Annotated in this window: 13 protein-coding genes and 1 pseudogene; 9 read left to right on the forward strand and 5 right to left on the reverse strand. The window is 43.8% G+C overall.

Annotated features, from left to right (window positions below; translation table 11 throughout):
- The 4 genes from BKM01_RS10470 (at position 1) to BKM01_RS10485 (ending at position 4903) form a co-directional block, all read left to right on the forward strand.
- Positions 1–1977, forward strand: coding sequence for a copper-translocating P-type ATPase (locus BKM01_RS10470; RefSeq protein WP_072361904.1), 1977 nt, complete (start codon positions 1–3; stop codon positions 1975–1977).
- Positions 1978–2056: 79 nt separating this feature from the next.
- Positions 2057–2950: a formylmethanofuran--tetrahydromethanopterin N-formyltransferase gene (gene fhcD, locus BKM01_RS10475; RefSeq protein ID WP_072361907.1), complete on the forward strand. Its 894-nt coding sequence runs from the start codon at positions 2057–2059 to the stop codon at positions 2948–2950.
- Positions 2947–3474 carry a PH domain-containing protein gene (locus tag BKM01_RS10480; RefSeq protein ID WP_233125732.1) on the forward strand — a complete coding sequence of 176 codons (528 nt, stop codon included), beginning with the start codon at positions 2947–2949 and terminating at the stop codon, positions 3472–3474. The genes fhcD and BKM01_RS10480 overlap by 4 nt, the downstream gene beginning before the upstream one ends.
- Positions 3467–4903 (forward strand): PH domain-containing protein, encoded by a 1437-nt coding sequence (locus tag BKM01_RS10485; protein ID WP_233125733.1) that lies wholly within the window; start codon positions 3467–3469, stop codon positions 4901–4903. Before BKM01_RS10480 ends, BKM01_RS10485 begins: the two co-directional genes overlap by 8 nt.
- Before the next feature lie 30 nt (positions 4904–4933).
- Here the strand turns inward: BKM01_RS10485 and BKM01_RS10490 are convergent, their stop codons facing one another.
- The 4 genes and pseudogenes from BKM01_RS10490 to mfnA form a co-directional block, all read right to left on the reverse strand.
- Positions 4934–5383: a hypothetical protein gene (locus tag BKM01_RS10490; RefSeq protein ID WP_072361913.1), complete on the reverse strand. Its 450-nt coding sequence runs from the start codon at positions 5381–5383 to the stop codon at positions 4934–4936.
- A gap of 207 nt (positions 5384–5590) precedes the next feature.
- A complete protein-coding gene (locus BKM01_RS10495; RefSeq protein ID WP_072361916.1) occupies positions 5591–6931 on the reverse strand; it encodes a TraB/GumN family protein in 1341 nt (446 codons plus the stop codon).
- 13 nt (positions 6932–6944) lie between these two features.
- A complete protein-coding gene (locus BKM01_RS10500) occupies positions 6945–8045 on the reverse strand; it encodes a CBS domain-containing protein (protein ID WP_072361919.1) in 1101 nt (366 codons plus the stop codon).
- 215 nt (positions 8046–8260) lie between these two features.
- Positions 8261–9271: pseudogene (gene mfnA, locus BKM01_RS10505) on the reverse strand (tyrosine decarboxylase MfnA); the annotation flags it as partial.
- A gap of 694 nt (positions 9272–9965) precedes the next feature.
- On the opposite strand from mfnA, the gene BKM01_RS10510 reads away from it, so the two are divergent.
- A complete protein-coding gene (locus BKM01_RS10510; RefSeq protein WP_072361922.1) occupies positions 9966–11201 on the forward strand; it encodes an ORC1-type DNA replication protein in 1236 nt (411 codons plus the stop codon).
- Positions 11202–11255: 54 nt separating this feature from the next.
- Here BKM01_RS10510 and BKM01_RS10515 read toward each other — a convergent pair whose 3' ends face one another.
- Positions 11256–11810, reverse strand: a complete 555-nt coding sequence (locus BKM01_RS10515; RefSeq protein ID WP_072361925.1) for a signal peptidase I — start codon at positions 11808–11810, stop codon at positions 11256–11258.
- A 141-nt stretch (positions 11811–11951) separates the two neighbouring features.
- Here BKM01_RS10515 and BKM01_RS10520 point away from each other — a divergent pair, with 141 nt between their 5' ends.
- The 4 genes from BKM01_RS10520 to argS all read left to right on the forward strand — a co-directional run bounded on the left by BKM01_RS10520 (position 11952) and on the right by argS (position 17451).
- Positions 11952–13412: a DNA-directed DNA polymerase II small subunit gene (locus tag BKM01_RS10520; protein ID WP_072361927.1), complete on the forward strand. Its 1461-nt coding sequence runs from the start codon at positions 11952–11954 to the stop codon at positions 13410–13412.
- Between the two features lie 39 nt (positions 13413–13451).
- Entirely contained in the window at positions 13452–14384 is a 933-nt protein-coding gene (gene twy1 / locus BKM01_RS10525) for a 4-demethylwyosine synthase TYW1 (RefSeq protein WP_072361929.1), read from the forward strand.
- A 106-nt stretch (positions 14385–14490) separates the two neighbouring features.
- Positions 14491–15738 (forward strand): peptide chain release factor aRF-1, encoded by a 1248-nt coding sequence (prf1, locus tag BKM01_RS10530; protein ID WP_072361931.1) that lies wholly within the window; start codon positions 14491–14493, stop codon positions 15736–15738.
- 9 nt (positions 15739–15747) lie between these two features.
- The gene (argS, locus tag BKM01_RS10535; protein WP_072361933.1) at positions 15748–17451 is read left to right on the forward strand and encodes an arginine--tRNA ligase; all 1704 of its coding nucleotides are present in this window, start codon (positions 15748–15750) and stop codon (positions 17449–17451) included.
- Positions 17452–17455 lie beyond the last annotated feature (4 nt).

Consider the following 17455-nt stretch of genomic DNA (forward strand, 5'->3'; position numbering starts at 1 on the left):
ATGGAGCATGGAGATAATAATGGACATTCGCATCATGCAATGATGCTGGAAGATTTCAGGAAACGCTTTTTCGTATCTGTAGTTCTTACATTACCGGTTTTATTTCTTTCACCTATAATTCGCCAGGGGTTGGAAAGTGCAGGAGTGAGCCTACCGGCAATTGAAGGTGCCTCTTATCTGCTTTTTGCCTTTTCCACACTGATCTTCTTCTACGGTGGCAAACCCTTCCTTACCGGCCTGCTGGATGAACTCAAATCCCGCCAACCCGGCATGATGACATTGATTGCCGTTGCCATCAGTGTGGCCTACATATACAGCAGCCTGGTGGTTTTCGGTCTGGCAGGCAAATTCTTTTTCTGGGAACTTGCAACCCTTATCGACATCATGCTCCTGGGCCACTGGATCGAGATGAGATCTGTAATGGGAGCTTCCATGGCTCTTGAGGAACTGGCAAAACTCATGCCTTCAAAAGCCCACCGCATAGGAAAAGATGGTGAGACCGAGGATGTAGCACTGAACGAGTTACAGAATGGAGACAGGTTGCTGGTCAAACCCGGGGAAAAAATTCCTGCAGATGGCAGTATCCTAAAGGGACAATCTTCGGTCAATGAAGCAATGTTGTCCGGAGAAACCACACCGATATCCAAAGAAAAAGACGATGAAGTGATTGGTGGTTCCATCAACGGGGAAGGGTCCCTGGAGATCATTATCGAAAAGACCGGTTCCGATTCATTCCTTTCGCAGGTAATTGAACTTGTAAAACAGGCACAAGAAAGCCGCTCCCGTGCACAGGACCTGGCCAACAGGGCCGCCCTGTGGCTGACTATAATAGCCTTAAGTGCAGGTGCTATAACCCTGTTTGCCTGGTTTAATCTGGCAGACTATGATTTCGCTTTTTCCCTGGAAAGAGCTGTTACCGTAATGGTAATCACATGTCCCCATGCCCTTGGTCTAGCAATTCCCCTTGTGATTGCAGTATCCTCTGCACTGGCCGCCAACAACGGGCTGCTGATCAAGGACAGGGCTGCCTTTGAGAAGGCACATGAGGTCGATGCGGTGGTTTTTGACAAGACCGGAACACTTACTGAAGGAAAATTCGGGGTCACCGACATAATTCCCTTTGAGAATGTATCAGAAGAAGAAATCTTGAAACTGGCTGCTTCAGTAGAAGCCGAATCGGAACATTCCATAGCCCGGGGTATTGTGGAATCTACAGAGGAAAAATATCCTATTGAGGATTTCAACAGTATCCCCGGCAAGGGAGCGTATGCAACAGTTGAGGACAGGCAAATCACAGTTGCAAGTGGCTCCTATATAGCTGACCAGGGGTTCGAACCTGACGCAGCTGAAACAGAGGGGTTAACAGCTCAGGGTAAGACTGTTGTTTTCGTGGTTGAGGAGGATAGATTAATTGGTGCCATTGCCCTCGCAGATATTATACGTCCCGAATCAAAACAGGCTATTGCAACCCTTAAAGAGCGGGGCATACGCTGCATGATGCTTACGGGAGATAATGATAATGTAGCCCGGTGGGTAGCTGAAAGCATAGGCCTTGACGAATATTTTGCCGAAGTACTCCCAAAGGAAAAAGAAGGGAAGGTCAAGGAAATCCAGGATCGCGGACTGCGTGTAGCAATGACTGGTGATGGTGTGAATGATGCACCTGCCCTGGCCCGTGCTGACCTCGGTGTGGCAATCGGGGCCGGAACTGATGTGGCAGTGGAAACGGCAGATATTGTGCTGGTACGCAGCAATCCCCTTGATATGATAACTGTCCTGGATCTTTCGGCAAAGACCTACAGCAAGATGAAGCAGAACCTGTTCTGGGCCACAGGTTACAATGCCATTGCCATCCCACTTGCAGCAGGGGTGCTGGTGGGACAGGGAATCCTGCTGTCCCCGGCTGTAGGGGCGGTGCTTATGTCGCTGAGTACGGTTATAGTTGCAGTCAATGCAAAATTCCTCTCCCTTAAATGAGACAAAAAGCAATGTCGAAGATTATTTGTACTGCAAACAGTATCTCCCTTGTACCCTTAATTAAAGAGCAGGTGTCATAATGGAAATTAACGGAGTAGAAATCGAAGATACTTTTGCAGAAGCATTCCCGATAAAGATCGGAAGAGTACTGATCACAGCCGTGAACGAAAAATGGGCAAGGGTAGCTGCACAGGAAGCCACAGGTTTTGGTACCTCTGTCATCATGTGTCCCGCAGAAGGCGGTATCGAAAGGGTTGCCAGTCCTGATGAAACCCCTGATGGAAGACCTGGTGTTTACATCCAGCTCTGCACCTTCGGCTACAAGTCCCTGGAAGAACAGCTCCTGGAAAGACTGGGCCAGTGCGTATTGACCGCTCCCACAACAGCCATGTTCAACGGTCTCCCGGATGCTGAAAAACAGTTTGACACCGGTTTCAAGCTCAAATTCTTCGCAGACGGTACAGAATCCGAAACCGAAGTCGGTGGCAGGAAGGCCTATAAGATTCCAATGATGGAAGGTGACTTTATTACCGAACACTCCATGGGTGGAGTAAAAGGTATAGCAGGAGGGAACTTCTTCATCTTCGGAGACTGCCAGATGAGTGCTCTCAATGCCGCAGAAGCAGCAGTTGAAGCTATAGAGAAGGTAGAAGGCTCCATTACTCCATTCCCCGGTGGTATAGTGGCCAGCGGCTCCAAACCAGGTGCCAACAAGTACACTTTCCTCAAGGCAACAGCAAACGAAAAGTTCTGCCCCTCCATCAGAGACCAGATAGAGGATACCCAGATCCCCGAAGGTGTGGGAGCAGTTTACGAGATCGTTATCAACGGTGTCAGCGAAGAAGCAATTTCCAGCGCAATGTCAGCCGGTATAAAGACAGCCGTAAAGGTTCCGGGTGTCAAAAAGATCTCCGCAGGCAATTACGGCGGAAACCTTGGCCCCTACAAATTCAATCTCCATGACCTCGTATGAGCCGGGGTCCTCTTTTTTCTTTTTCGGATTCGGTAATGATGCTTGAAAGTGAACCCTCTGAGCGTATCGATTCACGTGCATTGAAATCCTGGTTTGTAAGCGGACTCTTGCTAGGTATTGCCACCTTTTCAATTCCATTAGCATACATCGTTCTAATAGGTCCTGCATGGGATTTGCCACGGTATTGGGGCTGGATAGGTATAGCACTGGTGACAGTATTCACATTATGGTCGGCAATAATTGCACCACAACTCAGGATACGTTTCTGGCGCTATGAAATAAGAGAAAATGAAGTAGATATCCAGAACGGTATTTTCATTATCAGAAGAACTCTTATCCCTATGGTCAGGATACAGCATGTTGATACTGAACACGGCCCCGTGATGAGATTCTTCGGGCTGGCAACATTAAGGATATCCACAGCTGCTACAGACCATTATATTCCCGCTTTATCAAGGGAAAAAGCTGCAGAGCTCATGGGAGAAATAGCAGCTCTTGCAAGAGTAAGTGATGAAGATGTCTGAATTTAAGCGCCAGCATCCCGTCATGATAATCCTAGAGACAGTCAAAAGCATAATATATGCAATACCACCGGTGTTCTTCTTTGCATTATCCCTAAGGGATGAATTGAGCAGTGTGGACATTCCTCTTCTGCTTGTTATTGCTTTGATCGCCACCCTTACGTATTCTACAGCAAAATGGTATCTTTTCACCTATCAGTATGAAAACGGCTACTTGCACATAAGAAAGGGATTGCTATTTAAAAAGGAAAGATCAATCAAGAGAGAAAGAGTCCAGACGGTCAATGTAATCACAAATTTTATACAAAAACTTCTGGGTGTCACGAGTTTACATGTAAAAACAGCCGGCAGTACAGAAGCAGAACTATCACTCACCGCTGTAACCCTGCAGGAAAGCCAGAATATAAAGACCTATTTAGAAAACCATACAACAAACGAATCCGCCAAAAATCATACAGAAGAATCAGAAACCGGGAATTCAAAAGTAGATACTGTAAATACTTACAATATCCCCCTACGTAATCTGCTTCTGGCAGGAGCCACTTCAGGAAGGTTCATGTTACTTTTTTCCCTTATAGCGGCTGGATTATCCCAGCTTTATCCATATATTCCTGAAAATTATCTGGGACTCGTTCTTGAGCGGGTAATTCCTCAGAACAATATCAATATCAGTCTACTCCTGATACTAATATTTGGATTATTGCTGCTTTCATGGATTATATCAACCCTGGTCTTTGCAGTCCAATACGCCAATTTTACCCTGCAACGCCAGGAAGATGATATCCGGATATCCTACGGCCTTATCGAACAGAAGGAATACAACCTGAATATGAAACGAATCCAGGCGCTGTCTGTAAAGGATAGTTTGCTGCGACAGCCCCTTAACCTGTGTTCGATCTATGCAGAAGTTGCCGGGGGCAGCTCTGAAAAACAGGATTATGTGACTACATTATATCCTCTGCTGAATTTAAGGGAACTGTCAAAATTCATGGACAACATGTTTCCCGAATACACTATTCCTGAAAATATGCATCCCCTGCCATTGAGGTCAAGGAAACGTTATATTATACGTTTACTGGTTCCAGCTATTGTGATTGTTTTATTGCTCCAGCTGGTTCCCTACGGATGGGTCTCCCTGTTGGTCCTGCCTCCTGTCTTCTTATTGGGACTTTCCCGCTACAATACAGGAGGAACTGCTATCCTGGAAAAACAATTAACACTCAGATTCCGCAATATCCACCGCTATCATGTATTCGTATTGAGAGACCATATCCAGACTATGCAGATAAGTTCCAACCCTTTCCAGCGCATGAGTGATCTGGATACAATCGGGATTTCCGTATTATCATCAAGAGGCGGAAACCGGTTTGCACTCGCTGATGTTGACAGGGAAGAAAGTGGGAAAATCTGGAACTGGTTTTCCCGCAACTAAAAACGGTTCACATTAATTTAATGATGGAAGTTATATTGAACCAACAATTTTGTCAATTGTTGCAATATCAAAAGATGAGTTAATGACATCATAGTAAACTTCATCAACTTCCATAATTTTAGAATCTACAATAACTATTTTTGAGATTTTACTGGAACCACTGTAAAATTTTATTGAATAACGATACCCGAACATAGGCTCTTGATTATCTTTTTCTTCCAATGTATACCTATCAAGTTGACTGATCAATTTTTCTATTTTTACTCTATCATTTGTTGTACTCAAATCTCCACTTAGTCCATTCCTGACGGAAACTTTTGTGATTATATGCTGATCGATATCTGTCAGTTCAATGACTTTTTTTTCTTCAGTTTGGTTTGACACAAAATCTTCTTCAGTTTCATTTGATATACAACCAGAATAAAGTAAGGTACTGCACAAGATTAAACATAAAATTACGCTGTTAATTATTTTGCTCATTTTAAACCCAATAACACAAATAGGAAACTTCTTCTTATAAAAATAATAATGTATTAATGGAATTTAAAGGAAAGTTTTCTACAGTGCCAGATACCATCTATTCTCATCAAGAGACAGAAACCGGTTTACAATCACTGATTTTGACAGGAAAGAAAGTGGGAAAATCTGGAATTGGTTTTCCCGCAACTAACATTACCGATAATTCATTTAAAGACCCAGCATGGCCAACCCAGACGAAAGGGAACTGCGTATCAATTCCAGCGGGTCCACTCCTGTAACTTGTATCATAACCCAGGCTCCCAGGAATGTCCCTACCACACTTCCGATATTTGCTAGGGCTGCCACCAGAACTACTTTGAAAAATCTGTTTTGACGTGCCTCTGCAAAAGATTCTGTATCCATCATGGCTTTGAAATCAGCAGTCGTGGGATGGCGCTGTTTTGCTTCCACAAGACCTGCAAACCAGCCTGCAGCCATCATGGGATTCAAGGAAGTCAGCCAGGCTACACCAAAGGATGTCGCTATAGAATAGGGATGTCCCCCCGCAATGATTGTCCCTAAAGCACTCAGGGTGCCGTTTATGATAAACCACCATCCAAAGGCGATCAACAGGAGTTCAATGGAAGTCCCTGATAGGATAATCAACAGGAATGTTGCAAGTGCCAGAGCCACTATAGCGATACCAAAGACCTTCATCAAACTAAAACGTTTTTTGGGCAGGGTTACCAGAGACGATAACGGGGGTATGGTCCTGGGGTTGGAGAGATATTTCTCGATACCATTCCTGTGACCCGCACCTACAACAGCGACTATGTTTTTACCGCCACCTGCAGCCGTTCTTGCCAGACTGCCTGCAATGTAGGCATCCCTCTCATCGATAAGTACTTCTGCAGCATTGGGGGAGGTATGACGTAATTCCTCGATCAGGACTGTAACTGTATCCTGTTCGGTGATATTATCGATATCGATATCATCGCCGCCTCCAATTCCAAGAGCTGCGGCTATCAGGGTTCCTATCATTTTTGTTTTTTCGATCAAACCCATTTTTCCCCAGAAACGCTGAAGAGTTACCTGGATATCACGATCTACAAGGGCAACGTCCGCCCCAATTTCTTCTGCTGCTTCAATCGCAGCTAACATTTCAGCACCGGGCTGTACTCCCATATCCTTGCCTATCCTTTTCTGGACATGGGCAAGCAGCATATGGACCAGGAAAAAATAGATCTTACCCTCTGCAAGCAGTTCCTTAACAGATATATCCGAGGTTTGGGTCTTACCCTTAAGGGCATCATAGCGGCCCTTGCACAATTCAACAGCAACGACATCAGGTTGCTGGTTGTGAATAGTCTCCTTTACTTCACGGATACTTTTTTCCGAAACATGGGCCGTTCCCACCAAGCTTATCCTGGAAGGAGCAGGACCCACATTTTCAGAAGTGGAATCTGTTGAGAAATCGTGTTCCTGAACTTCTGAAGAGCTGGTGGTGCTTTCATAGTTATAGCTCATGGTGTCCTGTCGGGAATCGGTAATATACGGGTCATTAGCCATTAAAATCCCTGTTTTACTCACTTAAAAGTGTCATTGTATGCATAAGGTCTGTTCTTGAAAGGATGCCGATAATCTCTCCATCTTCCATTACCACAAGACGGCCTACGTTATTATTGTTCAGGACCTTGAAGGCTTCAGATGCATTATCGGCAGGTGAGATAGTAACCACATCCCTTGTCATCACATCGGAAACGAGGGTACTTATCCTATCCACTTGCGCTACCTTATGTACATCCGTAAACGTAACAATGCCTTTTAAAACATTGTGCTGGATCACCGGATAACCCATATGTTTGTGTTCAAACATGAATTGTACGAGTTCTTCCAGGTTCATCTCAGGAGATACTGAAATAATATCACTGCTCATCACATCTTTTACCATGACATTCTCAAGGGTACGGGTAACAGCAGTGGAACGTTCCTCTCCTGAAGCTCCCATGTAAATAAATACCGCAATCAACAAAAGCCAGGGATTCCAGGGATTGGAAAGAATACCCAAAAGTGCCAGCATGAAAGCAAAAAATTTCCCGACAGTCGCTGCGTTACGGGTTGCCTGTATATAATTCATACGGCGAGCAAAAAATGCACGCAAAATCCTACCCCCATCCATGGGGAAAGCAGGAATCAAGTTGAATGCCCCCAATACAATATTGATGGAAGCAAGGATATAGACAAGACGATAGGGTATGGTAGTAGAATAACCTGCAACCATCATATCTACAATCAAATTCAATCCAAACAGGATACCACCAATCAAAAAACTTACAAATGGTCCCGCAAAAGCCATTTTTGCTTCCTGTCCAGGATCACGGGGCATCTCTTCCATTGAAGATACACCACCAATCAAAAAAAGGGTGATGTTATCTATCTTAACCCCATACTTTTTTGCAAAATAGGAATGACCCAGCTCGTGCAAGAGTACACAGGTAAAAAGGAGGATGGTTGTCAAAAGGGACAGGCCGTAACCTAATAGAGCAGGCTGGACATCTGCAAATCCAACGGGTTCGGGTACACTTGAAAAAACAAATGCAAAGAGAAACAGTACAATAAGAAAAGTGATATGGATCAATATAGGGATACCCATTACACTACCGATTTTGAAAGAAGTTTTCATAACTGAACCTTTTTAAGTTCCTATTATTTAGTTATTTAGTTTTAGTGATGTGAATGAGTACCTGACGAATAATACTTTCACACCACTTGGTTTCAAAATATATACCCCTGAAGACCTATTAGGAAATAGTCACGGATTCGATGGGCACACGCCTTTACAAGTTTCAAGGCTAGGTGCCATCGATCATCCCCTCAACCGTGATACCAAGCACCCTTTTATTTTTTATTTTGAGATTGATTTACAACAGTATCCAGATCCGCAAGAAACATATCTATGATCTCATTATCCAGATGGGGCATGATAACCAATCTTAATGCCTGTGGATTTCTCGTAAGAGAAACACGCCATCCAAAATCCTCGTAAAGTCTGTTTTGAATATCACCTGGTGACTCTACATCCAGCGCCACGATATTCATAACAGGTTCTATCACCGGCCGGATTCCTATATTCCTGGCTCCTGCAACAAGCCTTTCAGTCATATCCATACATCGTTGTACGATGGCACCATAACCTTTTCTTCCAAGATGGCGCATAACTGCGTAAGTGGATACTACAGCTGCTCCACTACGGGTACCTGTCAGGGAATACTGACTGCTTATAGTAAGATAAGGTGTCTTTACCGCCAGATTGTCAAGATCAAGACTGTGGCGGAAAAGTAATCCTCCTGAAGGAATAGTACTTAGACCCATTTTGTGGGGATCTATTGTTACAGAAGATACACCGGGAATTTCAAAATCAAATTTATATTTAGGTTTAAGGAAAGGCAGTACAAAACCCCCGAAAGCCGCATCTACGTGGAAAGGTAAACCATTTTCAATAGCTATGCCAGAAAGGGTTTCAAGAGGGTCTACCTGCCCAAACTCAGTAGTACCGGCTATACCCACCAATCCTATGGTATTACTATCTATCAGGGAGTTAACTGCATCCGTATCCACCTGCAAATTATCAGAAAGAGCTGCTCTGCGTATATCTATACCTGAAAGATCACCAACTTTATCAAAAGAAAAATGAGCTGAATCAGGAACAACAATGTTAGGATTTACAATTGATCTATTACGATTACGCATAGCTCTTACGGCCTGGATATTTGATTCAGTGCCTCCTGTACTGATATAACCACAGGCATCCGGAAGATGCAACATGGCACCCAGCATTTCCATGACCTGTTCTTCCAGTTCAGATGTTCCCTGAAAAAGACCTGGGTCTCCCATATTAGCTTCGATGAAATTGCAATGGGCATGCTATGCTATTTCATGAGGATAGGTACACATGGAACTCAGAACTTTCCTGTAATCACTATCCCTGTTTTTTTTTTGAGATAATTCCTTTAGAACTGAATCTCTTGTGATGCCATTGCTATACATGAGAATCCTTTTCCTAGAAGAGCTTTTTAATTATAATCGTTTTGAGTTATATTTGATTTTCAGATTTTTAAATTTCAGGAATTGCTAGAGGGGGACCCCATAGTTTCTATTGGAAACATAGTTCAATTTGAAAAAAGGGATTTTTGTAAAACAAAGTTTTATATATTAAAACCTCTCTACTTACACTGCTATATTTTTTCAACATATTAAAAATATGTATTTCATATTTTTTCCTTATCTCCAGTTGAAACCATAGGGTCTCTCCCCTTTATAAATGTTCCAAACGAAACAAAGGGGTCTACCTTTTTTGTCGTTTTTTACATCTATAATTTTAATTGTATCTTTTAAACTTACTTTATAAGTGCACTTGAAACAAAGGGGTCTTTACCATAACTGTTAAGAATAGATACCTATATTTCCATTAGAGTACTAACAGAGGAAAATTACGTCCTTTTGCATATACCAAATATTGCTAAGAGGAGGTACCCGCTTTGGTTTCAATCTACTAAAAAAACGATTATACGGTATTGTCATATTACAAATAGAAGGTGTTTGGATGGATAATGGTTCACTTGATGGGTTATTTGAAGAGTTATTGGAGACAGAATCCCTTTTTAAGAATAAGGAAGTGTTGAGACCTGCGTATACACCGGAAAATCTTCCTCATCGTAGTAACCAGATAAATAATATTGCTACGGTACTGGTATCAGCTTTGAGGGGTCATACACCTTCTAATGTTCTCATTTATGGAAAAACAGGTACAGGTAAAACTGCTGTTGCTAGATATGTGGGTATTGAACTTGAAAGGAAAAGTGATCATCTCAATGTACAATGTAATGTGCTGTACATAAATTGCGAAGTAATAGATACACAGTATAGGTTATTGGCCAATCTTGCAAAACAATTCGGTGAAGATGTCCCTATGACAGGATGGCCTACAGATCAGGTCTTTTTCCGATTTAAAGAGGCAGTGGATTCCCGCAAACAGGTAATCATAATAATTCTTGATGAAATTGATAAATTGATAAAAAAAGGGGATGATGTCCTCTATAATCTTTCCCGGATGAATACGGATCTTAAAAATGCCCGGGTAAGCATGATAGGTATTTCCAATGATCTGAAGTTCACTGAATTTCTGGATCCACGTGTGAAAAGTTCTCTGGGAGAGGAGGAAATTATCTTTCCACCCTATGATGCCGAACAGATAAGTGATATTCTCAGGCAGCGTGCTGCTATTGCTTATAAGGAAAACAGTATGGATGACATGGTAATTCCTCTATGTTCTGCTTTTGCGGCACAGGAACACGGGGATGCACGGCGTGCTCTTGATCTTATGAGGGTTGCCGGGGAAATAGCCGAACGTGAGAAGAAGAATATTATCGAGGAAGAACACGTCAGGCAAGCCCAGGAAAAAATCGAAGTGGATCGTATAGTGGAAGTTATACGCACTCTTCCTACCCAATCCAAGCTCGCTCTCTATAGTGTGATGCTGCTGCGCAATAATGGCCACCGTAATGTGACAACGGGTGAGGTGTATAACGTTTACAGACAGTTATGCCGCAATGTTGATACCGATATCCTGACCCAGAGAAGGGTCACCGATCTCATATCAGAGCTTGATATGCTGGGTATCCTCAATGCTATAGTCGTGAGCAAGGGCAGATATGGCCGTACCAAGGAAATCGTATTGAGTGTACCTGTGGAAAGTACCAAGAAAGTCTTGCTTGAAGATTATCGCCTCAATATGCTGGCCGATTTCAAACCGGTTCTGACAGCCCAGATGCATCTTTGAACTGGAATTGTTAGATTAAGCAGGTTTAACCTGTCTTTCTTTTTTAAAGTTAGATCAGGACAATAGTAACCTGATATGTCCAATATATGGAATCTTGTAACGGGCAATACCGATAATCCATTCTTCTTTTACAGGAGAAAGATAACTGATCTGGCCCTGCTGGTCATAGTAGCTATTTGTTTTCGTATTATCTCCTTTGGTTATGTAACCTTCATGTGGAGCTTCAGGTCCCCCTTCCCACATTGGCTGACCTTCTTCAACAAAATACATGGCCCTGTGGATTACCGGGGTAACCCCTTTCTGCCCGTAGGGTCGGTATAAGATAACATCTCCCTTTTTTTCAAATGAGATATAATCCGCAGGTGCATTCCGGAGTGTTTCTATCTGCGTCCTGTCAAAATCTTCAATAAAGATTATGTCTCCCCTGTACATGTGGGGTTCCATACTTCCCGACTCCACTGCAACCATTGGAGTCCACATTCCAAAGAATAGTTGGGACAGGATGCCGATAACTGCAAGAATAGCCAGTACCGATAACCCGTCACGTGCGATTCCTACCCAAAAATTATCGCTGTTTTTAAAAGTATGAATTATTTCCCCGATTTCCATGAATATTTCTCCGGATTGGCAAACCAAATTTGTCTGTATTGAGTTTAAACTTATTGGTTTATTTCTGGTAGAATAATGTTTACCAAAGTATTGTTATACAGGAAAATTCTTGTAACTACATTATCAATATAGAGGTCTGTAATGCAAGAAATGTCTCTTCTTTCCGATTTGCTTGAAGCAGGCTACCAGGTAAGTCCTCAGGCAGCCGAGCTTATAACTTCTCACAACAATCCCAGTGCCCTTATCAATCACATACTGGGAAGTGTGGATGATTCGGTATTTGTTATAGACGTTGAGGATATTGATTTTACGGGATTTGAAGAAGTAAGAGAGGCAGAGATTCCATGCAAACAGGAACCTGTTGTAAATACCACTTCTGCAAATCCTATTTCCGTGCTATGTGATATAACCGATTGCTCCACCTGTGTGGGGGAATACATGGAATTTGTACAGTATTTCCGCAACCGTTACAGCCGGTTAAGTGAGATGATCCGCGGCAGGGTCAATGCCAGACCCATGGAAAGCCTGAAAGGCAAAAGACGTGTGCCCGGGGATGAGATTTCCATAATTGGTATGGTATCTGAGATTAAAAATACATCCAATGGTCATCGTCTGGTACGTTTTGAAGACCCTACGGGTTCCTTCCAGGTCCTTTTCAGTATGAATGATAAGGATATTTATGAGGAATCTAACAAACTTGTCCTGGATGATGTGGTGGGAGTAAGTGGCAATCTCACCAATGACGGCAAACTCCTGATAGCCAAAAAACTTGTTTTTCCGGATCTGCCCAATATGGGTTTATCTAAAAACGGTATTCAGGGGAAAGCTCTTTTCATTTCAGATGTGCATATAGGCAGTAATACCTTCCTGCAGGAGCAATGGGACGATTTCATGACTTTTGTCACAAGGCAATCGGAAAACCCGGAGCTTAACAAAATAGCACAGCAATTACGCTATATTGTGGTTGCCGGTGATATTGTAGATGGGGTGGGTATTTACCCAGGACAGGAAAATGAGCTTACCATACCGGATATTTATGATCAGTATGAAGAAGTTGCTCACTATTTTAACCAGATACCTTCTGATATCACAGTAGTTATTGGACCCGGTAACCACGATGCTGTGCGCCAGGCCGAACCCCAGCCCACATTCCCGGAGCGTATCAGGAAAATGTTTGATCCGAGGATAAAATTCGTGGGCAATCCTGCTCTGGTGGATCTGGATGGTGTGCTTGTGCTGATGTACCACGGCCGTTCTATAGATGATTTTGTGGCGAGTATACAGGGAATTTCCTACAGTGAACCTGAAAAAGCAATGCTGGAAATGGTAAAGCGTCGCCATCTATCCCCGACCTATGGCAGCAGGGTTTCTATAGCACCGGAGAAGACTGACCATTTTGTTATCGATCACATCCCCGATATACTGCATTGTGGACATGTCCATACCGTAGGGGTGAAGCAGTACAGGGGCACCCTGCTCATTAATTCAGGAACCTGGCAGGACCAGACCGAATTCCAGAAGCGGGTGAATGTGGTCCCCGAACCTGCAAGGGTTCCGGTGGTTGATCTTGCCACTTTCCAGCCGACCATGCTGCAGTTTTGAACGTGCATTTTATATAATGCCAGTTAAGAGTTAGTCCGGATGGCTTCAGATTTATTACCTGATATTGATACATTAATAAAAAAACAGGGATACAGACTTGCAGGATCCCATTCAGCTGTCAAAACATGTCTGTGGATGAGAAGGGCTGTGCGTGAGGAAGGAGAATGTTATAAAGCCCGTTTTTATGGGATAGCTTCCCACAGATGTTTGCAGATGACTCCTACCCTGTGCTGCAACCAGCGTTGCCTGCACTGCTGGAGGCCGGTTGAGCTTGATGTCCCAGCTCCCTCAAAATGGGATTCTCCAGTGGAAATAGTGGGGTCTTCAATAGAAGGTCAGCGCAACCTCATTTCGGGTTTTGGAGGTTCCGCCTCAAGAGAATTGTGGCAACAGGCCAATGAACCCGCACATGTGGCTATCTCCCTATCCGGTGAACCCACCCTTTATCCTTATCTGGATGAACTGATCGAAGAATTTCGCAGCAGGGGTGTGAGTACCTTTGTGGTGACCAACGGCACTGTTGTTGAAATGGTAAAACGCATTGAACCTTCCCAGCTCTACATGAGCCTGGATGCTCCTGACAGGCAGACCTATCTGGAGGTTTGTTCTCCAAAGGACCCATGTTTATGGGATAACATAAATGAATCTCTCAGTGTCCTTAAGGATAAAGAATGCAGGACTGCTATTCGTATTACTCTAATCAAGGGTGTGAATATGTTTGATGTGAAAGGTTATGCGGACCTTATCAGAAAGGCACAGCCTGATATTATTGAGGTCAAAGCCTATATGCACCTGGGTTTTTCCAGAAACCGGCTTGAAAGGGATGCCATGCCAGGTCATGAAGAAGTCCTTGATTTTGCAAATCAGCTTGGCTGTGAATTGGGTTATGAAGTTGCCGATCAGGTTGAAATAAGTCGTGTTGTCATGCTTTGTCGTGATGGAAAATTTATCGCTTCTAAATTACCCGTTTGACGCACTGTCATAACTTATATTTATAATAATGGCTTATATGGTAAGCCTAGAGCATAGCGAATATCCCGAAATTTTGATTAATTTTTGATTATGGAGTATCCTTACAATGGCCGAACAATCTGCTCATGAAAAATATGAATTCAAGAAAAAACTTGAATCCCTCCGAAATAAAAAGGGAAGGGGTACTGAACTAATATCCCTTTACATACCGCCTGACAAACAGCTGTCCGATGTGACCTCGCAGCTTAAGACTGAACACAGCCAGGCTTCTAATATAAAATCCAAGGTCACAAAGACAAATGTGCAGTCTGCAATTGATTCTCTGCTTTCCCGTCTTAAATATCTCGAGATTCCGGAAAACGGTATCGTTTATTTTACCGGAGCTGTGGATGTAGGTGCGGACAAAACGAATATGGAAACCACTATCATAAAGCCTCCACAACCTCTTACCATCTACAAGTATCACTGTGATTCTGCCTTTTTCCTCGAACCACTGGAGGGTATGCTCAAGGAGGCCAAGACCTACGGTTTGCTTGTGCTTGACAGAAGGGAAGCCACAATTGGTTTACTTACTGGTAAACATATAGAATCCTACCGAAATCTCACCTCAACAGTGCCTGGTAAACAGAGAAAAGGTGGTCAGAGTGCTCAGCGTTTCCAGCAGCTGAGGCTCATAGCTATACATGATTTCTACAAGCGTATAGGAGATGCAGCCAGTGAGATCTTCATGACGGTTGACATGAAAGATTTCGAGGGAATATTGCTGGGTGGGCCTTCCCCGACCAAGGAAGAATTCCAATCAGGAGAATTCCTGCATCATGAGCTGCAAAAGAAAATACTGGGCCTCTTTGATGTGGCCTACACCGATGAATCAGGATTGCAGGAACTTGTCAATGCCGCAAGTGATCGGCTGCAGGACCTGGACCTGATGGTGGAAAAGAACCTGATGCAAAAGTTTTTCAAGGAACTGGTATCTGATTCCGGAAAGGCTGCCTATGGTGAAGAAGTAGTGCGTCAGAACCTGATGATAGGGGCCGTGGAGAAACTGTTGATATCCGAAGACCTGAGGTCGGAAAGAATTAAGGTCAGGTGTACCACCGGGGATTATGAAAATAATATAACCCGGGAAAACCAACCTGATCAGGAAAATGTAGATGACTTTGGCAACTGTCCCAAATGTGGCTCTTCCCTGGAAGTAGTTGAAAGAGTAGATATTGTGGATGAACTCTCGGAACTGAGTGATCAGATGGGAAGTGAGGTAGCTTTCATATCAACTGATTTTGAGGAAGGCGGCCAGCTTCTCAATGCTTTTGGCGGCATTGTTGCGATTTTGCGGTATAATACAGGTATGTAAGGTGATCATTTGTATCTTGAATTTATTAACCAGGTAGTATCAGTACTTGAAAATGCCGTACAAAGAGCGGGTTTTGAACCGGTGGAGATAGCCCCCGAGCCTTCCCAGCACGCAGACCTCTCTTCCAGGGTTGCTTTCAAGCTGGCCGCAGTTGCCAGGAAAAGTCCGGTGGAAGTAGCAAACCAGATCGTGGAAAATGTCCAGCTTCGGGAAAATAGTCTGATCGAAAGTATTGGGACTACCGGCCCCTACATCAATATCAAGGCCAGTAGAACCTATATTGACTGTACCTTTGAGACAGTCAGGAGCAAAAAGGAAGATTTTGGCGGGAATTTTTATTCAGGAAAAATATTGCTGGAACACACCTCGGCCAATCCCAATGGTCCTTTGCATGTGGGCCACATACGCAATTCCATAATAGGTGACACCCTGACCAGGATTCTGAGAAAAACCGGGTATGAGGTGGATGCCCAGTATTACGTCAATGATATGGGCAGGCAGATTGCCATAGTTTCCTGGGCCCTGGAACATTTCGAAATGGATCCCGATCTCAAATCGGATCATGCTATTGCCAATGTATATATCAAGGCCAATGCCCGGCTTGAGGATGATCCCCAGAAGGTTGAACACATCGATAATTTGATGCAGCTGGTGGAATCCGGGGATGCGGAGGTCATAAAACGGTTTGATGATGCCGTGGACCTTGCTGTAAAAGGAATTCGCAGTACTTTACTTCGTATGAATGTCCATCATGATTCTTTTGTTAATGAATCCGGTTTTGTCCGCTCCGGGGAAGTGTCGGATATCGTGGATAAAATTCGAAAAACCGGCCGCACCGATGTGGATGATGGTGCCCTTGTGGTGGATCTTTCCGATTACGGATTTGAAAAAACCCTTGTTGTGCAGCGCAGTGATGGTACCTCCCTTTATACTACAAGGGATATTGCCTATCATGAATGGAAAGCCATGCAGGCAGATCGGATAATTGATATTCTGGGAGCGGATCACAAACTGATCTCCGGCCAGCTCAAAGCCACCCTCAATGCTGTCGGCTTAAAGGAACCTGAGATTGTAATCTTTGAATTTGTATCCCTGCCAGAGGGTTCCATGAGTACCCGAAGGGGCCAGTTCATCACCGCTGATGAATTGCTGGACAAGGTTCAAGCAAGAGCCTTCGAGGAAGTTGAAAAACGCCGCCCGGAAATGTCACCTGAATTTATGAAAGAGGTGGCCGGTATGGTTGGTATCGGTGCTGTCAGGTATGATATAATCAAGGTTTCTCCGGAAAAATCCACGGTGTTTGACTGGAAAGCGGCCCTTGATTTTGAAAAACAGGGTGGCCCCTTTATACAATATTCCCATGCCCGTGCAAGCAGTATCCTCAAAAAGGCTGGTGAGGAAGGAATCTGGGATCCCGCGTCAAAACCCAATGCTTCAGTACTGACCGATGAATCCGAGATCACCCTGATAAAACAAATTGCTTTGTTTGATAAAGTATTAAAACAGGCTGCAGACGATCTCAAACCTCACATAATCGCTATTTATGGCAGGGATCTGGCCGATGCTTTCAACCAGTTCTACCGGTTCTCCCCTGTGCTGGGTGCCGAAACTGAAGAACTCAGGAATGCCAGATTGGGTCTTGTGGACTGTGCCCGGATAGCGCTGGCCAATGTACTGGATACCCTGGGAATGGGCGCTCCAGAATCAATGTGACACC

It is taken from the genome of Methanohalophilus portucalensis, from assembly GCF_002761295.1.
GTDB classification, from domain to species: domain Archaea; phylum Halobacteriota; class Methanosarcinia; order Methanosarcinales; family Methanosarcinaceae; genus Methanohalophilus; species Methanohalophilus portucalensis.